We start from the raw sequence: 17290 nt of genomic DNA, 5'->3' as shown, positions 1-17290 counted from the left end.
AAGGAAAAGTATCCCTCGCCGGCCTGCCTCACCCGCCCGGGCCGGTTATCAGAACGATCCCATCATCTGAAAGAAACCGGCCGTCATCGCCACTACCGGTTGCCGCCCAGCGCCGAGGCAAGGCGCACAAGCGAAAGGAACTCGGACCTGTACCCAAACGGGTCGGCTCCTCGGGCGGCAGTGGCAATCTCCATGATCTTGTCGTAGCCGAACTTCGCGGTCGCATCCTCGTCGCGCAGCTTCTGGCCGAAGGCCGCGACGGCGACGGAGAAACGCTGGTCGGTACTGGCCTGATCGAAGGACGCGACCTCGTTGGCCGAGGTCACCGGCGTGGTGATCAGCTTTGAGACGTCCTCGTTGGGCAGCTTGTAGCGGATCTTGACGAAGGCATATTCGTCCGCATTGGCGACGCCGCCATTGTTGACCGTCGCCTGGCCGTAGCGCAGCGGATCGATCTGCTCGCCGCCACCGCCTTTGGACGTGATCTCGTAGATCGCGGTGACCGAATGGCCCGAGCCGATATCGCCGGCATCGACGCGGTCATTGTTGAAATCCTCGCGGTTGAGCGCCCGGGTCTCGTAGCCGATCAGCCGGTATTCCGACACCTTGTCCGGGTTGAACTCGACCTGGATCTTGACGTCCTTGGCGATGGTGAACAGCGTCGAGGAGGCATCTTCGACCAGCACCTTCTCGGCCTCGGCCAGCGTGTCGATATAGGCGGCGGTGCCGTTGCCGTTCTGGGCAATGGTCTGCATCATTTCATCGTTCAGATTGCCGCGGCCGAAGCCGAACACCGACAGGAACACGCCGGTCTTGCGTTCGCTCTCGATCAGCCGCTTCAGGTCGTCATCATCGGTCTGGCCGACATTGAAGTCGCCGTCAGTGGCAAGCATCACTCGGTTGACGCCATCCTTGATGAAGGACTGCTGGGCAAGCTTGTAGGCTTCCTTGATGCCGGCCTCGCCTGCCGTCGAGCCACCGGGCTGCAGATTGTCGATGGCATTGAGGATCTTGTCCTTCTCGGCAACCTTTGTCGGCATCAGCACGGTGCCGGCATCGCCCGCATAGGTGACGATCGAGATGGTGTCGTCGGCCTTCAGCTTGCTGACCAGCAGCCGGAACGCCGACTTGAGCAGCGGCAGCTTGTCCGGTTCGTCCATCGAGCCCGACACGTCGATCAGGAAGACCAGATTGGCCTTCGGCTGCTCGGTCGGCTTGATGTCGAAACCCTTGATGGCGACGTGCATCAGCTTGGTGTGCGCGTTCCACGGCGTCGGCATGACGCTGACGGTCGAGTTGAACGGCGTTGAGGCCGATTCCGGCCCCTTCCAGTCATAAGGGAAGTAATTGATCATCTCCTCGACGCGGACCGCGTCGGCTTGCGGCAGGTAGCCCTGCTTCAGCGAGCCGCGCACGAAGGAATAGGACGCGGTGTCGACATCGATCGAGAAGGTCGAGACCGGGTCTTGCAGTGCCGCATGCACGGGATTGGTCTTGAAATCCTGGACGCGATCGCGGTTTTCCTCCTGCGGCGCGATCTGGTCGGCCGGGATGGCCGCCGGCTGCTGCGGGGCCATAAGCTTGGGCTCGGCAGCCTGGACGCGACTGGCCCGCGCGGCATTAGGCGCGTTTGGCATGAGGCCGGCACTCTCCCGTGACACCTCACCACTGGGTGCGGGGGCCGGCCTGGAGGTTGGCAAAGTCCCATACTCCACCTTCTTGCCGCTGTAGGTCTTTAGGTCAAACCTCGACGATACAGTGGGGCTCACCGGCGCGCTCGGTTGTGCTGCGCCACCGGCGGCACCCGATTCGGAGTTCGGTGGTGCGGCCGGCGCAAGAGCATTGCTGGCGTCGCGGCTTTCCACATCCAAGTCTGCCTTCTTGTCCTTCTCCAGCGCCGTGGGAGCCTGTTTCGGCTCGGCGACGGTTGGCTTCTGCGTCGCCGGCTTGTCGGCCAGCGTCTCGGTGATCTTCTCGTCGCCGCCGAACGGCGACGGCTGTTCCCTCAGCAAATGGAAGGTGGCGTATCCAGCGATCGGCAGGGCGACGAGCCCGGCAAGGGCCGGCGTGGCAATGAGTTTCTTTTGCATGATCTCGCTCCAGAGCTTTTGTGCTCGCTCCGTGAGACGAAGGCCGCCAACCGATCCTTGGGTGACGGCGGAAATATTTTGCTGATCATAGGTGCGCAGGGCGGCTTCGAAGGCGCGTGCCTTCGCACTCTCGCCCGGCGCCGGTACCGCTGCGTTGCGCAGCTTTCTGAGTTCGTTGTCGTCGACCATGGTCACACTTCCCCGGCTGAACGCATCAACGTCTTCAGCCGTTTCTTCGCTTCGTGGATGTGCCAGGAAACCGTCGTCTCCGAGATCGCCATCGCTTCGGCGGCGGCCGCGTGGCTCAAGCCTTCGCCATAGACAAGCATCACGGCATCGCGCTGCTTGTCGGGCAATTGCCGCACCGCCGCCCACAACGCCCCGGTCGGGTCTTCACCCTCGGCCGGGCCCTCGCTCGAAATCAGCGCATGGACGCCATAGGCCGCGGTCTTGACCGTCTCGCGCTGGGTCTTGCGCATCGTGTCGCGCGCGGCGTTCATCGTCATGGTGTAGAGCCATGTCGTGAACGCGCCGCCGCCGCGATAATCGCGGATCGCCTTGCCCAGCCTGACACAGACTTCCTGGGCGATGTCTTCGGCATCCGCCTTCCTGCCGCACCAGCGATAGGCGGCGCGATAGACGAAGTCGTAGTGACGCTCCAGCAATTTGCCAAAGGCCCCCCTGTCTCCGCCCTTCGCCCGCCCGATCAGTTCGGCGTCGGAGGCTTCGCTCTCATCCAGCATCATCGCCATCATTTGCCTGTTGGACGAAGGCTAATGGCTAATCCTTGGGGTGATGGAAAGATTTTTCTCGAATTTGGGCGTTTGCGTCCAGGGCGTACCGAGTGAGGTCAGGCCGGCCTCACCTGAATGTCAACACGCCTGGCCCGCCGCCCAGCCCGACGACCACGCCCATTGGAAATTATAGCCGCCGAGCCAGCCGGTGACGTCGACGACCTCGCCGATGAAGAACAGGCCCGGCATCAGCTTCGCCTGCATCGTCTTCTGGTCGAGGCCGTTGGTGTCTACCCCGCCGAGCGTCACTTCGGCCGTCCGGTAGCCCTCCGAACCGGCTGGCTTGATGCGCCAGTCGTTGACCGCAGCCTCGACGGTTTTGATCTGAGCCTCGGAAAGATCGGCGAGGTTGCCGTCCAGCCCGGTTTGCTCGGCTATCGCCTGAGCCAGTCGTTTCGGCAAATGATTTGCCAGCACGGTCTGCACCGCTTGCCGGCCATTGCCACGCCTGGCAGCGCGGATGAGTTCAGCCACATCCGTGCCCGGCAGCATGGCGATGCGGATCTCATCGCCCTCGCGCCAATAGGAGGATATCTGCAGGATGGATGGCCCGCTGACGCCGCGATGCGTGAACAGCATCGCCTCGGAAAACCGCGTCCTGCCGCAGGCAATCTCGGCGTCGACCGCGTTTCCGGCCAGGGGCGAAAGCCGCTCAAGCGTTTTTGCGTCGAAGGTCAACGGCACCAGGGCAGGCCGTGTTTCGACGACGGCAAGGCCATACCGTTCGGCAAGCTCGTAGCCGAAGCCCGTCGCGCCCATCTTGGGGATCGACTTGCCGCCACAGGCCACGACAAGGGACTGGCATGAAACCGAGCCGGTGGAGAGGGCGAGTTCAAACCCTTCCTCGGTTCTGCCGATAGCCTCGACGCGGGTCGACAATACCAGCTCGGCGCCCCTGCCCCGCATTTCCGAGACCAGCATGTCGATGATCTGGCGCGCGGAGCCGTCGCAAAACAGCTGCCCCAATGTCTTCTCGTGGTAGGCAATGCCGTGGCGTTCGACCAGCGCAATGAAGTCGCGCTGTGTATAGCGGCTGAGCGCCGAGATGCAGAAATGCGGATTCCTCGATATGAAATTCTTCGGGCTCGCATGGATGTTGGTGAAATTGCACCGGCCGCCGCCGGAGATGCGGATCTTTTCGCCAGGCGCCGCCGCATGATCGAGGATCAGCACCGAACGGCCGCGCTTGGCGGCTTCCACGGCGCACATCATTCCGGCGGCGCCGGCGCCGATGATCACGACATCATAGGATTGCATCAGGTTGATCGTCCCCGCGCGGCTCCCGCTCATTCAACGAGACGCCCTGATACCGCGAACGGATCGGGCAGCCAACAGGTGGGAATAGCCGCGCGAGACTCAGGTCAGTGTCTCGGCAAACAGCGCCGTCAGCCGTTTCCAGTGACGCTCGGCTCCCCCTTCGTCGTAGACACTGTGGTCGGGCACGCACCAGCCATGCGCCATGCCGACATAATTCTCCAGCAGATAGTCGACTCCCGCCGTCCTCAGCGCCTCGGCCAGCTTGGTCGACTGCTCCGGGGGAAAACTCCGGTCGACGCCCGCCATGCCGACATAGACGCGCGCCTTGATGGAGGCCGCCTTGCGGTGCGGGCTGTCGGCGGCGTCGCTGGCAAGGTTGCCGCCATGAAAACTGGCCGCGGCCTTGATCCTGTCGGGGTAGGTCGCGGCGGCGTTGAGCGCCCGCGCCCCGCCCATGCAATAGCCGACAGTGCCGATCGGTCCCGTGACGCCTTCGCCGGCGAGCGCGTCGACAAAGGCGGCGCTGTCGCTGATGGTCATTTCCTGCGTCGTGCCGGTGACCAGCGCCATCAGCGGCGCCTTGGTCCTTTCTTCGACAAAAGCGGTCTTGGCGTCGAACGGGCCATAAGGAGCATTGCGGTAGAAGAGATCGGGCACCAGCACCGCATAGCCCTCGCCCGCCAGCCGTTCCGCAATCAGGTCAAGCGCCGGGCGCGGACCGAAGGCGTCCTGGTAGAGAATGACGCCAGCCTTGGCTGAAGAAACCTTGGCCGAGCGGAACAGGCCTGCCTTCGCCACACCGTCATTGGTCTTGATGTGAAGGTCCTGCTTCGTCATTGCCTGCTCCGTCTTGCCAGATGCGCGATACATATCCGCGCAAACCGCCACGGCAAGGCGTTCCCTGAGCCCGGCGGTCAACATTTCGTGCGGGATCGCGTGATGCGCTAAGGACCAGCGAACGCAGCCATGTGGAAGGCCTGGACCTCCGGCGGATAGCGATACTGCGCGCCATAGGGGCAGGCATTGCGGTCAAGACAACCACCGGCCCGGCACGGCTCGCCATTCGCCCCCCGCACATGCGCGAGGCAGGCCTGGTAGGCGAAACCATCCGTCGAATAAGCGGCGACCGGACAGGATTTCAGACAAGGTTTGTCGACGCAGGTGTCGCAAAGATGGATCGTCTCCCGAAATTCCGGAAGCGTTATCTCGTCCTCGAACAGCAGCGCGCCGCGATAAGCATGCCAAAGCCCGTATTGCGGATGCATGAGGATGCCGAGCGGCGACGGCCTCAGCCCTTCCGCCCGAACAGCCCATTGCTGAAACGGCAGGTAAGGTTTGTCCGACGGCGAAACGACGCGGGCACCAAACTCTTGCGCCACCTCGCCGATGACCTCCCGCGACCAGGTGTCGAGCGGATCGGCGATCGCCTGTGGCTGCTGGTCCCGCCAGCGCAGGAAATGCGGCCAAGGCGCGGCGCCCGCCTGCCCTACCAGCAGGACAGACTTTGCCGGCGCGCCCGAGGCGCCATCAGGAGCACCCTCGTCATCGGGAAAAAGAAGACCGCCACGCAGGATGAGGCCGTTGGCGCCAAGCGCGGCCGTGATCTCCTCGATCATACCGCGCACGCAATCATCCCTTCTTGTCCGGATCGGAGAAGGCGCTCCGCCAGACTTCCTTGTGGATGATGTTGGCGACTTTAGCCCCGCCTGACTCGGGCTCCTTTCAGGTGAAGGCGTCGGGCATCGACCCCTTCTTCTTGGCGATGAAATCCTTCAAGGCTTCATCGATGCCTTCATCAAGGTGCGGCGCTTCATAAGCCTCCAGCCAGCGCCGCGCCAGATCGTTGGCGCGCTGCGGTGCGGTCTTCTGGCCCTCGGCCAGCCACTGCTCGTAGGAGTTGTTGTCGGCGATCGACGAGCGGTAGAAGGCGGTCTGGAAATTGGCCTGGGTATGGTCGCAGCCGAGATAGTGGCTGCCCGGGCCGACCTGGCGGATGGCGTCCATCGCCTGGCCGTTTTCCGACAGGTCGACGCCCTCGGAGAATTTCTGGGTCATGCCGAGCTGGTCGATATCCATCATGAATTTTTCGTAGCAGGAGGCCAGCCCGCCTTCGAGCCAGCCTGCCGAATGCAGGACGAAATTGGTGCCGGCGAGAATGGTCGAGTTCAGCGTGTTGGCGCTCTCATAGGCTGCCTGTGCGTCCGGAACTTTCGAAGCACAGAGCGAGCCCCCGGTACGGAACGGCAAGCCGAGCCGGCGGGCGAGTTGGGCAGCGCCATAGGAGACCAGCGACGGCTCCGGTGTGCCGAAGGTCGGCGCGCCCGACTGCATCGAGATCGACGAGGCGAAGGTGCCGAACAGCACCGGCGCGCCCGGACGGATCAGCTGCGTGAACGAGGCGCCGGCCAGCACTTCGGCCAGGACCTGCGTCAGCGTGCCGGCGACCGTCACCGGGCTCATCGCGCCGGCCAGGATGAACGGCGTGACGATGCAGGCCTGGTTATGACGCGAATAGACCTTCAGGGCGCCAAGCATGGTCTCGTCGAACACCATCGGCGAGTTGGCGTTGATCAGGCTGGTCAGCACCGTGTTGTTCTCGACGAAGTCGTCGCCGAAGACGAGCTTGGCCATCGCCACCGTGTCCTCGGCGCGCTCCGGTGCGGTCACCGAACCCATGAACGGCTTGTCGGAATATTTGATGTGCGCGTAGACCATGTCGAGATGACGCTTGTTGACCGGCACGTCGACCGGCTCGCACACCGTGCCGCCCGAATGGTGGATCGACGGCGCCATATAGGCAAGCTTCACGAAATTCTGGAAATCCTCGATCGTCGCGTAGCGCCTGACGCCGTCGAGATCGCGCACGAAGGGCGGACCATAGACCGGCGCGAACACCGTCGCATTGCCGCCGATCTGCACCGAGCGTTCTGAATTGCGGGCATGCTGGGTGTAGATGGGCGGCGCGGTCTTCAAGAGCGAACGGCAGAGCCCCTTGGGAAAATGCACGCGCTCGCCCTTGACGTCGGCGCCGGCCTCTTTCCAGAGCTGCAGTGCTTCGGCGTCATCGCGAAAAATGATGCCGATCTCTTCCAGCACCGTATCGGTGTTCTTCTCGATCAGCGCCAGGCCTTCCTCGTTCAGCACCTCGTAGACGTTGATCTTGCGCTTGATATAGGTGAGCTGGGTGCCGGGGCCGCCGCCTGAGCGCGCCGCACGCCTGGCCGCCGCTCCGCCACTGGCGCCGCGCCCACGCCGCGCGTTTGACGCTTCCTGGTCGACTGCCGCGTGTTCGCTCATGATCGCTCTTCCCTGAATATGGCCCGCCTGACTATGGCTGGTCCGTAACCGTTGCGGCCGCATGACGCGGCTTTGCCCGGATCGTAGCCATGCACCCTATTCGAAACGGCCCGTCCGCGCCAACGCCTGTCGCAAAATCGACAAGAAAACCGATAGATTTTCCAGTCGCTTTCCTTTTGCGGGAAGTCGCAAATCAGCTATGGATACCCGCCCGTTGCGGGTTAGGTATGAACACCATTATTTTGTGCCTTGCGACACAGTCGCGATGCCGTGAGGAGCTGGATAAAAATGTCCGACGACGAGATCATCCTTTCCGAGCTTTCCGACGACGAGCTGGTGCAGCAGATGCACGACGATCTCTATGACGGGCTGAAGGAAGAGATCGAGGAAGGCACCAACATCCTCCTCGAGCGCGGCTGGGCGCCCTACAAGGTGCTTACCGAAGCGCTGGTCGAAGGCATGCGTATCGTCGGCGAGGATTTTCGCGACGGCATCCTGTTCGTGCCGGAAGTGCTTTTGTCCGCCAACGCCATGAAGGCCGGCATGTTCATCCTGCGTCCGCTGCTCGCCGCCACCGGCGCGCCGAAACAGGGCAAGATGGTGATTGGCACCGTCAAGGGCGACATCCACGACATCGGCAAGAACCTCGTCGGCATGATGATGGAGGGTGCTGGCTTCGACGTCATCGATCTCGGCATCAACAACGCGGTCGAAAAGTATCTCGACGCGATTGAAAAGCACCAGCCCGACATCATCGGCATGTCGGCACTGCTCACCACCACCATGCCCTACATGAAGGTCGTCATCGACACGATGAAGGAAAAGGGCATTCGCGACGACTACGTCGTGCTGGTCGGCGGCGCGCCGCTCAACGAGGAATTCGGCAAGGCCGTCGGCGCCGACGCTTATTGCCGCGACGCGGCGGTGGCGGTCGAGACCGCCAAGGATTTCATGAAGCGCAAGCACAACGTGCGTGCTTCGGCCTGATCCAAGGCATCAGGGCGACGAAAAAAAAGCCGCGCCTTGCAGCGCGGCTTTTTTGTCCCCAGATGAGGGACGGCCGCCGATCAATTGGCGACGGTGTCTTTGACCGCCCTCGCCGTCGATTTGACATCCTTGCCGACACCCCGAACGGTGTTGGCGCAGGCCGTAAGTGCCAGAGCGCAGGCAAGGATAGCCATCGGCGCTATGCGTAGCAGTTTCATGGACGGTGTCTCCCTCGACAGATAAATTAGCCCCGCAGCGAAAAGCCGGCTCGACTTGGTCAAGACGAAAAAAACAAAACCGAATCAGACAGACAGGCTGCTCGTCATCGCCTGCGGGATGATTGCGCGCGAGGTGTTGGCCGTCAAGGAACAGCTCGGGCTGGATCACCTCGAATTGACGTGTTTGCCGGCGGAGTTTCATTTCCATCCCGACCGCATCGCGCCGGCCATGGACAAGGCGATCGAGAAGGCCAGGGCGGAAGGCTATGAACACATCTTCGTCGGCTATGCCGATTGCGGCACTGGCGGCCTGCTTGACCGCGTGTTGGAGAAGCATGGCGTCGAACGCATGGCCGGCCCGCATTGCTTCGCGTTCTATCAAGGCATGGAAGCCTATGCGAAGGTCGCCGACGACGACATGATGTCCTTCTACATGACGGACTTCCTGTGCCGCCAGTTCGATGCCTTCTTCATGAAGCCGCTCGGGCTGGACAAGCACCCGGAGCTGATCAACGACTATTTCGGCAATTACGAGAAGCTGATCTATCTGGCGCAGACCGATGATCCGGAGCTCGACAAGGTCGCGGAAAAGGCCGCCGCCCTGCTCGGCCTCGCCTATGAGCGCCGCTCCACCGGTTTTGGCGACCTGACGCCAGGCCTGGAGCGGGCGGCCGCGAACGCCTGACGGCTTCAGGCCGGGTCTTCGGCTGCCAGCGCCGCCAGCACGTCGGCAAAGCTCGTCCTGCAAGCAAAACCCAGCCTGTCCCTCGCCCGCGACGCGTCATAGATCCGGTCGATCGAGGAAAACATCGTCCAGCCCTTCCTCGCGTAGAGAGCGGGAAATTCAGGAAAATACCGCGCCACCACGGACGGTGCGTCCTTGATCAACGCCTCGCAATCTTCGGGTTGGAACGGCGTCGGCGCGCAGACGATGAAGATGTCGAAGCCGAGCTCCGGTGCCTTCTCCAAGGCCGCGACATGCGCCTGCGCGGCGTCCTCCACCGTCAGCCGCCGAAACAGCAGTTCGTTCGCCTTGGTGTTGGCGTCCGACTGCTCGATGACAGGCGCCATGTCGTCGGCCTCGGGGAAGAAACGTGCCGTGCGCAGCACCACCACCGGCAGCCCGTGCTGGAGGTGGTAGAGACGGCAGAGATGCTCGGCGGATAGCTTGGTGACGCCATAGATGTTGCGCGGCTCGGGCGACATCGCTTCCGTCAGCCACGCCGCCTTGCGCGCACCGCCCTTGAAGCCGTCGCGTATCGCCTGCGAGATCATCAGCGAGGTCGTTGACGTGAAGACGACGCGTTGCACATTGGCCGCCACCGCCGCGTCGAGCAGGTTTAGCGTGCCTTGCACGTTGGCCGCGATGAAATCGCCGTTGGCGTGGCTGTCTATGTTGGGCTTGTGCAGCGCGCCGCTGTGAATAATGGCCTCTATCCGGTTTTCTCCGACGGCACGCATGACGAGGTCACGGTCGACAATCGAACCGACGATCCGCGTTTCGGCCGATGGAACGGGATCGAGGCCGGTCACGTCATGTCCAAGCTCACGCAGGAGTGGCGCCAGCGCGCTGCCCAGCCAACCCGACGATCCCGTAAGCAAGATTCGCATGCGTCACACCATGAGTTTTGACCGAGACGCTGTTAAGCACGGATGACAGGCGCCAGCGACCCGGTAAGTTATGCGCCAGGCGGCGGCAGCGCCGTTCCAGACAAAACAGGGAATTCTTTGATGATCCTTCGCTCATTGATCGCCGCCCTTGGTCTCCTCTGCTATATTTTGCCCGCCCTTGCCGACGGACAAGTGCAAAAACTGATCACGCCTGCCGATAAGGCGCGGCTCGACAAATATGGCGACACCCGCAAGGCGGCGCTCGCCGAAGCAAAGGCGGCCAACCCCGCCGAGCTCAAGCAGCTCGACACGCTGTTGGCCAAGCCGTTGGTCGCCTTCTCCGACAAGGATCTCACCGGCAACTGGCGGTGCCGCACGATCAAGGTCGGCGGACTGAGCCCGCTCGTTGTCTATGGCTGGTTCAAATGCAGGGTCACCGATGATGGCTCCGGCTGGCGGCTAGAAAAGATCAGCGGTTCTCAACGCACCCAGGGCCGCTTCTTCGACGACGGCGACAAGCGCTCGATCTATCTTGGCTCCGGCTCCGTCAACGACGATCGGGCAAAGCCCTATGGCAGCGGCCCGCAAACCGACCAGGTCGGTTACGCCTTCCGAAACAGCGCCAAGGAATGGCGCATCGAGTTCCCCGCGCCCTACTATGAATCGAAGCTCGACATCATGGAGTTCAAGCGCTGACCAGTCTTCATGCGCTGACCGGGGTCTTCATGGGTTGGTAAGGCTTCCGGCATACCAAGGATTAACCCGCCCGCCCTAAGGTCCGGCCACATCAGCCGGTCCTTGGAGCACGGAAAGATCAATGGCAGCGTCGCAACCAAATCCGCGACTTATCGTGGTCGTCACCGGTGGCGGCGCGCATGTCTGGGCCATGATCAACGACCTCGCCGACCGCGTCGGCCCTGTCAGCGTCGTCCTCGAAATCCCTGAATCTAAAAAGCAATTGCTGCGCGGCCGCGCCCGACGCCAGGGCTGGATCTCTGCCATCGGCCAGCTCGGCACCATGGTGCTGAGCAGGCTCGGCAAACGGCTTAATGTCAAACACGCCGCCCGGTTGATTGCCGAGGAGAAGCTTGAAACGGAACCGCGGCAAGGCCAGGTCATCATCCATGTGGCATCCGCCAACGGGCCGGAATGTCTGCAGGCAATCGAGACGATCAAGCCCGGCGTCGTGCTGCTGAACGGCTGCCGGCTGATTTCCAGGGAGATGCTGGCCAAAATGCCGTGTCCGGTGCTCAACTATCATGCCGGCATCACCCCGAAATATCGCGGCATGAATGGCGGCTATTGGGCGTTGACGTCAGGCGATCCGCAGAATTTCGGCACCACCGTCCATCTGGTCGATGCGGGCGTCGACACTGGTGGCGTGCTGAAGCAGGTGCGCGGCGAGCCGAAACAAGGTGACACCATCTCAAGCTATGCGCTGCGCCAGGCGGCGTTTTCGCGCGACATCTGCGTCGAGGCGGTCAGCGACGCGCTGGCCGGAAAACTTGCAACGTTCGATCCAGGGCTGCCATCGAAGCAGTGGTACCACCCGACGATCTGGTTCTACGTCTGGACAGGGCTGAGAACCGGCATTTGGTAACGTATCCAGTGTCCGGAACAGCGCAAATTCCGCCGCCATTACCGCTGCAGTGACCCCGTCGCGGCATGGGTCGCAAACGAATAAACGCACCTTTCATTTTACGACATCCAAATGCGTCGCTTTTGAATGCGCGCGCGTCGTCCCATAACAAGCGGGCCCACTGCGCTTGCGGCAATGCTCGGGGATCGAGGAGCGAGAATTCATGGCCGATCTTATCGTCGTCTACTGGCGCGACATTCCTGCCCAGGTCATCGTCAAGAAGGGCCGGCAGAACGCCAAGCGCGAACTGCCGTTGCGCTTCACCGAGGCGATCGACATGTGCGCCATGCGCACCGGCGCCGGCGGCACGGACGACTATCTGGCCGAATGGCGCAAGGCTGATCCAGTTCCGGTCGGTGACGATCTCGAAGCCGAGGTCGAAAAGGCTTTCAACGAGATCGACGCGAAATACGACCGCGAGCGGCTGGTCGCTCTGGTCAAGGCCGGCGGCAAAGAAAATGTCTGAAACCACTCCCGTCAGCAAGGAAGGCGTGGCCATTACGCAGGCCACTCAGGTCAAGAAGGCGGCGCCGAAGTCCGACTACAAGCCGGCCGATGTCTCGCCGCAGCGGCGCGTACAGCGCTCCTTCGCGATACGGCTGTGGTCGATCAGGCATTCGCGCTTGCTCGAATGGTTTTACGCCCGCTTCGCCGACACCTTCTTGCTGCTGCACCCGTTGTGGAAGGGTATCGGCTATGGCCGCGTCGAGGCTCCAATCAAGTTCGTCGAAAAGCGCGTAAAAGGCTTCATGTTCGACTGCCGCATGTGCGGTCAGTGCATCCTGTCCTCGACCGGCATGTCTTGCCCGATGAACTGCCCCAAGCAGTTGCGCAACGGCCCTTGCGGCGGCGTGCGCGCCAACGGCAATTGCGAGGTCGAACCCGATATGCCCTGCGTCTGGGTCAAGGCCTGGGAAGGTTCGCAGAACATGGTCAACTCCGACAGGATCCTCACCGTGCAGAAGCCGGTCGACCAGTCGTTGCGCGAAACCTCTGCCTGGCTGCGGGTGACCGCGCAGGCCGCGGCAGCCCGTGAAGCCGCCGCTGCCGCGAAGACCGGAGCCTCCGCGTGACCGGCCGCCAGCTCGACGAAAATCCGGCCGGCATCCATTTGCCGCTCGATCCCCTGCCCGGCCACACCTCGCGCGGCCGGCTGGAGCGCGTGCTCAGGCGCGGCGAGTTTGCGGTGACGACCGAACTGAACCCGCCCGACAGCGCCGATCCGGAGGATGTCTACAACCGTGCGAAGATCTTCGACGGCTGGGTCGACGCCATCAACGCCGTCGATGCGTCCGGCGCCAATTGCCATATGTCGTCGGTCGGCATCTGTGCACTTCTGACCCGCATGGGCTACGCCCCGATCATGCAGATCGCCTGCCGCGACAAGAACCGCATCGCCATCCAGGGCGACGTGCTGGGCGGCGCCGCGATGGGCGTCGCCAACATGCTGTGCCTGACCGGCGACGGCGTGCAGGCCGGGGACCAGCCGGGCGCCAAGCCGGTGTTCGACCTCGATTCCATGTCGCTGTTGGAAACTTGCCGCATCATGCGAGACAACGGCAAGTTTCTGTCCGGTCGCAAGCTGACGACGCCGCCGCAGCTGTTCCTGGGCGCTGCCGTCAATCCGTTCGCGCCGCCTTTCGACTTTCGCCCAATCCATCTCGGCAAGAAGATCGCCGCCGGCGCGCAGTTCGTGCAGACGCAGTATTGCTTCGACGTGCCGATGTTCAAGACCTTCATGCAGAAGGCGCGTGATCTCGGCCACACCGAGAAAGTGTTCATCCTGTGTGGCGTCGGCCCTCTCGCTTCCGCCAAGACGGCAAAATGGATCCGCTCCAACGTGCCGGGCATCCATATCCCTGACGTTATCATCAAGCGGCTGGAAGGCGCCCAGGACCAGAAGAAGGAAGGCAAGCAGCTCTGCACCGACATCATCAACGAGGTGAAGGAAATTCCCGGTGTCTCCGGCATCCATGTGATGGCCTATCGCCAGGAGGAATATGTCGCCGAGATCGTAGATGAATCGGGCGTGCTGAAGGGCCGCCAGCCGTGGAAGCGCGAGATCCGCCGCGACGACCAGATGGTCGCCGACCGGCTGGACCGCATCCTGCACGACGACATTACCGAAACCCAGGTGGACATGGTGAAGACCGCGCATTGACTTGCGCGGAGAGCGACCATTCGCTTGATCGACAAGAGATAACGATATAAAGAACTCTTTATATCACGACGGAGAGATTTCATGACCCGGACCATCGTCGCCTCGGCGACACGAGAAATCATCATCGGCTTCGACCAGCCTTTCTGCGTGATTGGCGAACGCATCAACCCGACCGGCCGCAAGAAGCTCGCCGCCGAAATGGTGGTTGGCAATTTCGAGACCGTCATCAAGGACGCGCTGGAGCAGGCCGCCTGCGGCGCCACCATGCTCGACGTCAATGCCGGCGTCACCTCGGTCAACCCGAACGAAACCGAACCTGGCCTTCTGGTGCAGACGCTGGAGATCGTCCAGGGCCTGGTCGATCTGCCGCTGTCGATCGACAGTTCCGTCACCGCCGCGATCGAAGCCGCGCTGAAAGTCGCCAAGGGCCGCCCGTTGGTCAATTCCGTCACCGGCGAGGAGGAAAAGCTCGAGGCCATCCTGCCGCTGATCAAGAAATACAATGTGCCGGTCGTCGCCATCTCCAACGACGAGACCGGCATTTCGATGGATCCGGATGTGCGCTTTGCCGTCGCCAAGAAGATCGTGCAGCGCTGCGCCGATTTCGGCATCCCGGCGCATGACGTCGTCGTCGATCCGCTGGTGATGCCGATCGGCGCGCTGGGCGATGCCGGCCGCCAGGTGTTCGCCCTGCTGCGTCGGCTCCGCGAAGAGCTCAAGGTCAACACCACCTGCGGCCTGTCCAACATCTCCTTCGGCCTGCCGCACCGCCACGGCATCAACGCCGCCTTCATCCCGATGGTGATCGGCGCCGGCATGACCTCGGCGATCATGAACCCGGTGCGCCCGCAGGAAATGGAAGCGGTGCGCGGCGCCAACGTGCTGAACGGCACCGACGAGAACTGCACCAAATGGATCAAGACCTACAAGGATTACAAGCCGGCCGAAGGCGGCCAGGCGGTGGCGGCGCCGACAGCGGTCAATGCGCCGGGCGAAGGCGGCGGCAATGGCGGCCGCCGACGCGGTGGCCGTGAAGCCCGCATGGGCCGGGGATAAGCGCGCAATCGTGAATTCGCCTGCAAACATAACCGATCCGCTCGTGCTGTTCATGCCGTCAGGCAAGCGCGGGCGGTTCCCTGTCGGCACGCCCGTGCTCGACGCCGCGCGCCAGCTCGGCGTCTATGTCGAGAGCGTGTGCGGCGGACGCGCCACTTGCGGGCGCTGCCAGATCGAGGTGCAGGAAGGCAATTTCGCCAAGCACAAGATCACCTCCTCAAACGACCACATATCGCCCAAAGGCCCCAAGGAAGAGCGCTATGAACGTGTGCGCGGCCTGCCCGAACGGCGCCGCCTCTCCTGCTCCGCCCAGATTCTCGGCGATCTCGTCATCGACGTGCCGCAGGACACGGTCATCAACGCCCAGACCATCCGCAAGGATGCCGACACCAGGGTCATCGCCCGCGATTCCGCGATCCGCATGTGCTACGTCGAGATCGAAGAACCAGACATGCACAAGCCGCTTGGCGATCTCGACCGCCTGAAGATCGCCCTGATGAAGGACTGGAACCTCAAAAGCCTGGACTTCGATTTTTATCTGCTGCCGCAAGTGCAAGGTATTTTGCGCAAGGGCAACTGGACGGCGACCGCCGCCATCTACAAGGATACGGACACCGAGACTGCGCGCGTCATCGCGCTGTGGCCGGGCCTCAAGAACGAGGCCTATGGCCTGGCCTGCGACATCGGCTCGACCACCATCGCCATGCATCTGGTGTCGCTGCTGTCGGGCCGGGTCGCCGCCTCGTCCGGAACGTCGAACCCGCAGATCCGCTTCGGCGAGGATCTGATGAGCCGCGTCTCTTATGTGATGATGAACCCGGATGGCCGCGAAGGCATGACGGTTGCTGTCCGCGAGGCAATCTCCGGCCTCGTCGACAAGGTTTGCGCGGAAGGCAATGTCCAGCGCAACGACATCCTGGATTCCGTCTTCGTCGGCAACCCGATCATGCATCACCTGTTCCTCGGCATCGATCCGACCGAACTCGGCGGCGCGCCCTTCGCGCTTGCCGTGTCGGGCGCCGTTCGCATCAAGGCCTCCGACATCGGGCTGAAGCTCAACCAGGGCGCACGGCTCTACATGCTGCCTTGCATCGCCGGCCATGTCGGCGCCGACGCGGCGGCCGTGACCCTGTCCGAAGGTCCGCACCGCCAGGACGAAATGATGCTGATCGTGGACGTCGGCACCAATGCCGAGATCGTACTCGGAAACCGCACACGGGTCGTCGCTGCCTCCTCGCCGACCGGTCCGGCCTTCGAAGGCGCCGAAATCTCCGGTGGCCAGCGGGCCGCGCCCGGCGCCATCGAGCGCGTGCGCATCGATCCAGACACGCTGGAGCCGAAATACCGCGTCATCGGCTCGGAACTGTGGTCCGACGAGCCCGGCTTCCTCGACAGCGTGCAGGCGACCGGCGTCACCGGCATTTGCGGCTCCGGCATCATCGAGATCGTCGCCGAAATGTATCTCGCCGGCATCATCTCCGAGGATGGTGTCGTCGACGGATCGCTTGCCGCGCGCTCGCCGCGCGTCGTCGCCAACGGCCGCACCTTCTCCTACGTGCTGAAGGAAGGCGAACCCAAGATCACCATCACCCAGACAGACGTGCGTGCCATTCAGTTGGCCAAGGCGGCGCTCTATGCCGGCACCAAGCTGTTGATGGAAAAACAGAACACCGAGCATGTCGACCGCATCCACTTCGCCGGTGCCTTCGGCTCCTTCATCGATCCGAAATACGCCATGGTGCTAGGTCTCATCCCCGATTGCGACCTCGACAAGGTCTCGGCCGTGGGCAACGCCGCCGGCGCGGGTGCTCGCATGGCGCTGCTCAATCGCGGCTATCGCCGCGAGATCGAGGAGACGGTGAGCCAGATCGAAAAGATCGAGACGGCGCTCGAGCCGAAATTCCAGGAGCACTTCGTCTACGCCATGGCGCTGCCCAACAAGGTCGACCCATTCCCAAAACTGGCGGCGGCGGTGAAGCTGCCGCCGCGCAAGACGGTGAGCGAGGATGGCATCGCCGGAGATGCAGCACCGCGCCGGCGCTCCCGCGAAGGCCATGCTGCTCGGCGCAGCCGCGAATAGACGCGCCGGCCACTCCCTCGATTTATTTGTATGCAAACGTTTCCGGATCGTCCGATCCGGAAACCGAAACACTGTTTTCGCGAAATCCAGCAGATACATG

At 62.8% G+C, this 17290-nt stretch carries 17 protein-coding genes; 9 read left to right on the top strand and 8 right to left on the bottom strand.

Annotated elements, in window-relative coordinates; all coding sequences use genetic code 11:
• Positions 1–92: 92 nt before the first annotated feature.
• From LB571_RS13600 to LB571_RS13575, 6 genes are all read right to left on the bottom strand, one after another.
• Positions 93–2279, bottom strand: coding sequence for a vWA domain-containing protein (locus LB571_RS13600; protein ID WP_224595041.1), 2187 nt, complete (start codon positions 2277–2279; stop codon positions 93–95).
• 2 nt (positions 2280–2281) lie between these two features.
• Complete coding sequence (locus LB571_RS13595; protein WP_224585008.1) at positions 2282–2842, bottom strand: RNA polymerase sigma factor; 561 nt, start codon at positions 2840–2842, stop codon at positions 2282–2284.
• Positions 2843–2962: 120 nt separating this feature from the next.
• Complete coding sequence (locus LB571_RS13590; RefSeq protein ID WP_224595212.1) at positions 2963–4141, bottom strand: NAD(P)/FAD-dependent oxidoreductase; 1179 nt, start codon at positions 4139–4141, stop codon at positions 2963–2965.
• A gap of 99 nt (positions 4142–4240) precedes the next feature.
• Positions 4241–4978, bottom strand: coding sequence for a dienelactone hydrolase family protein (locus LB571_RS13585; RefSeq protein WP_224595040.1), 738 nt, complete (start codon positions 4976–4978; stop codon positions 4241–4243).
• Between the two features lie 107 nt (positions 4979–5085).
• Positions 5086–5766: a 4Fe-4S dicluster domain-containing protein gene (locus LB571_RS13580; protein WP_181166284.1), complete on the bottom strand. Its 681-nt coding sequence runs from the start codon at positions 5764–5766 to the stop codon at positions 5086–5088.
• A 97-nt stretch (positions 5767–5863) separates the two neighbouring features.
• The gene (locus LB571_RS13575; RefSeq protein WP_140615930.1) at positions 5864–7438 is read right to left on the bottom strand and encodes a trimethylamine methyltransferase family protein; all 1575 of its coding nucleotides are present in this window, start codon (positions 7436–7438) and stop codon (positions 5864–5866) included.
• Positions 7439–7726: 288 nt separating this feature from the next.
• On the opposite strand from LB571_RS13575, the gene LB571_RS13570 reads away from it, so the two are divergent.
• On the top strand, positions 7727–8425 hold the full coding sequence (locus LB571_RS13570; RefSeq protein WP_015317429.1) for a corrinoid protein: 699 nt from the start codon (positions 7727–7729) through the stop codon (positions 8423–8425).
• Positions 8426–8505: 80 nt separating this feature from the next.
• On the opposite strand, the gene LB571_RS13565 is transcribed toward LB571_RS13570, so the two are convergent.
• Positions 8506–8643: an entericidin A/B family lipoprotein gene (locus tag LB571_RS13565; RefSeq protein ID WP_015317428.1), complete on the bottom strand. Its 138-nt coding sequence runs from the start codon at positions 8641–8643 to the stop codon at positions 8506–8508.
• Positions 8644–8698: 55 nt separating this feature from the next.
• On the opposite strand from LB571_RS13565, the gene LB571_RS13560 reads away from it, so the two are divergent.
• Positions 8699–9328 carry a DUF1638 domain-containing protein gene (locus tag LB571_RS13560; RefSeq protein WP_224523149.1) on the top strand — a complete coding sequence of 210 codons (630 nt, stop codon included), beginning with the start codon at positions 8699–8701 and terminating at the stop codon, positions 9326–9328.
• A 5-nt stretch (positions 9329–9333) separates the two neighbouring features.
• On the opposite strand, the gene LB571_RS13555 is transcribed toward LB571_RS13560, so the two are convergent.
• Positions 9334–10254 carry an NAD-dependent epimerase/dehydratase family protein gene (locus LB571_RS13555; RefSeq protein ID WP_224595039.1) on the bottom strand — a complete coding sequence of 307 codons (921 nt, stop codon included), beginning with the start codon at positions 10252–10254 and terminating at the stop codon, positions 9334–9336.
• A 120-nt stretch (positions 10255–10374) separates the two neighbouring features.
• Here LB571_RS13555 and LB571_RS13550 point away from each other — a divergent pair, with 120 nt between their 5' ends.
• The 7 genes from LB571_RS13550 to LB571_RS13520 all read left to right on the top strand — a co-directional run bounded on the left by LB571_RS13550 (position 10375) and on the right by LB571_RS13520 (position 17190).
• A complete protein-coding gene (locus LB571_RS13550; protein ID WP_224595038.1) occupies positions 10375–10950 on the top strand; it encodes a DUF4893 domain-containing protein in 576 nt (191 codons plus the stop codon).
• A gap of 121 nt (positions 10951–11071) precedes the next feature.
• On the top strand, positions 11072–11854 hold the full coding sequence (locus tag LB571_RS13545) for a formyl transferase (protein WP_224595036.1): 783 nt from the start codon (positions 11072–11074) through the stop codon (positions 11852–11854).
• Between the two features lie 202 nt (positions 11855–12056).
• Positions 12057–12359 carry a virulence factor gene (locus LB571_RS13540; protein WP_015317423.1) on the top strand — a complete coding sequence of 101 codons (303 nt, stop codon included), beginning with the start codon at positions 12057–12059 and terminating at the stop codon, positions 12357–12359.
• A complete protein-coding gene (locus tag LB571_RS13535) occupies positions 12352–12966 on the top strand; it encodes a methylenetetrahydrofolate reductase C-terminal domain-containing protein (protein WP_015317422.1) in 615 nt (204 codons plus the stop codon). Before LB571_RS13540 ends, LB571_RS13535 begins: the two co-directional genes overlap by 8 nt.
• Positions 12963–14054 carry a methylenetetrahydrofolate reductase gene (locus tag LB571_RS13530; RefSeq protein WP_224595034.1) on the top strand — a complete coding sequence of 364 codons (1092 nt, stop codon included), beginning with the start codon at positions 12963–12965 and terminating at the stop codon, positions 14052–14054. Before LB571_RS13535 ends, LB571_RS13530 begins: the two co-directional genes overlap by 4 nt.
• An 81-nt stretch (positions 14055–14135) precedes the next feature.
• A complete protein-coding gene (locus LB571_RS13525) occupies positions 14136–15110 on the top strand; it encodes a methyltetrahydrofolate cobalamin methyltransferase (RefSeq protein ID WP_140723911.1) in 975 nt (324 codons plus the stop codon).
• On the top strand, positions 15061–17190 hold the full coding sequence (locus tag LB571_RS13520) for an ASKHA domain-containing protein (protein WP_140661049.1): 2130 nt from the start codon (positions 15061–15063) through the stop codon (positions 17188–17190). The genes LB571_RS13525 and LB571_RS13520 overlap by 50 nt, the downstream gene beginning before the upstream one ends.
• The last annotated feature ends 100 nt before the right edge of the window (positions 17191–17290 follow it).

Origin of the sequence: Mesorhizobium sp. BR1-1-4 (assembly GCF_020165375.1) — a bacterium.
Lineage (GTDB): Bacteria > Pseudomonadota > Alphaproteobacteria > Rhizobiales > Rhizobiaceae > Mesorhizobium > Mesorhizobium australicum.
The sequence above is the reverse complement of the archived record's forward strand: the minus strand, read 5'-3'. Positions and strand labels throughout refer to the sequence as shown.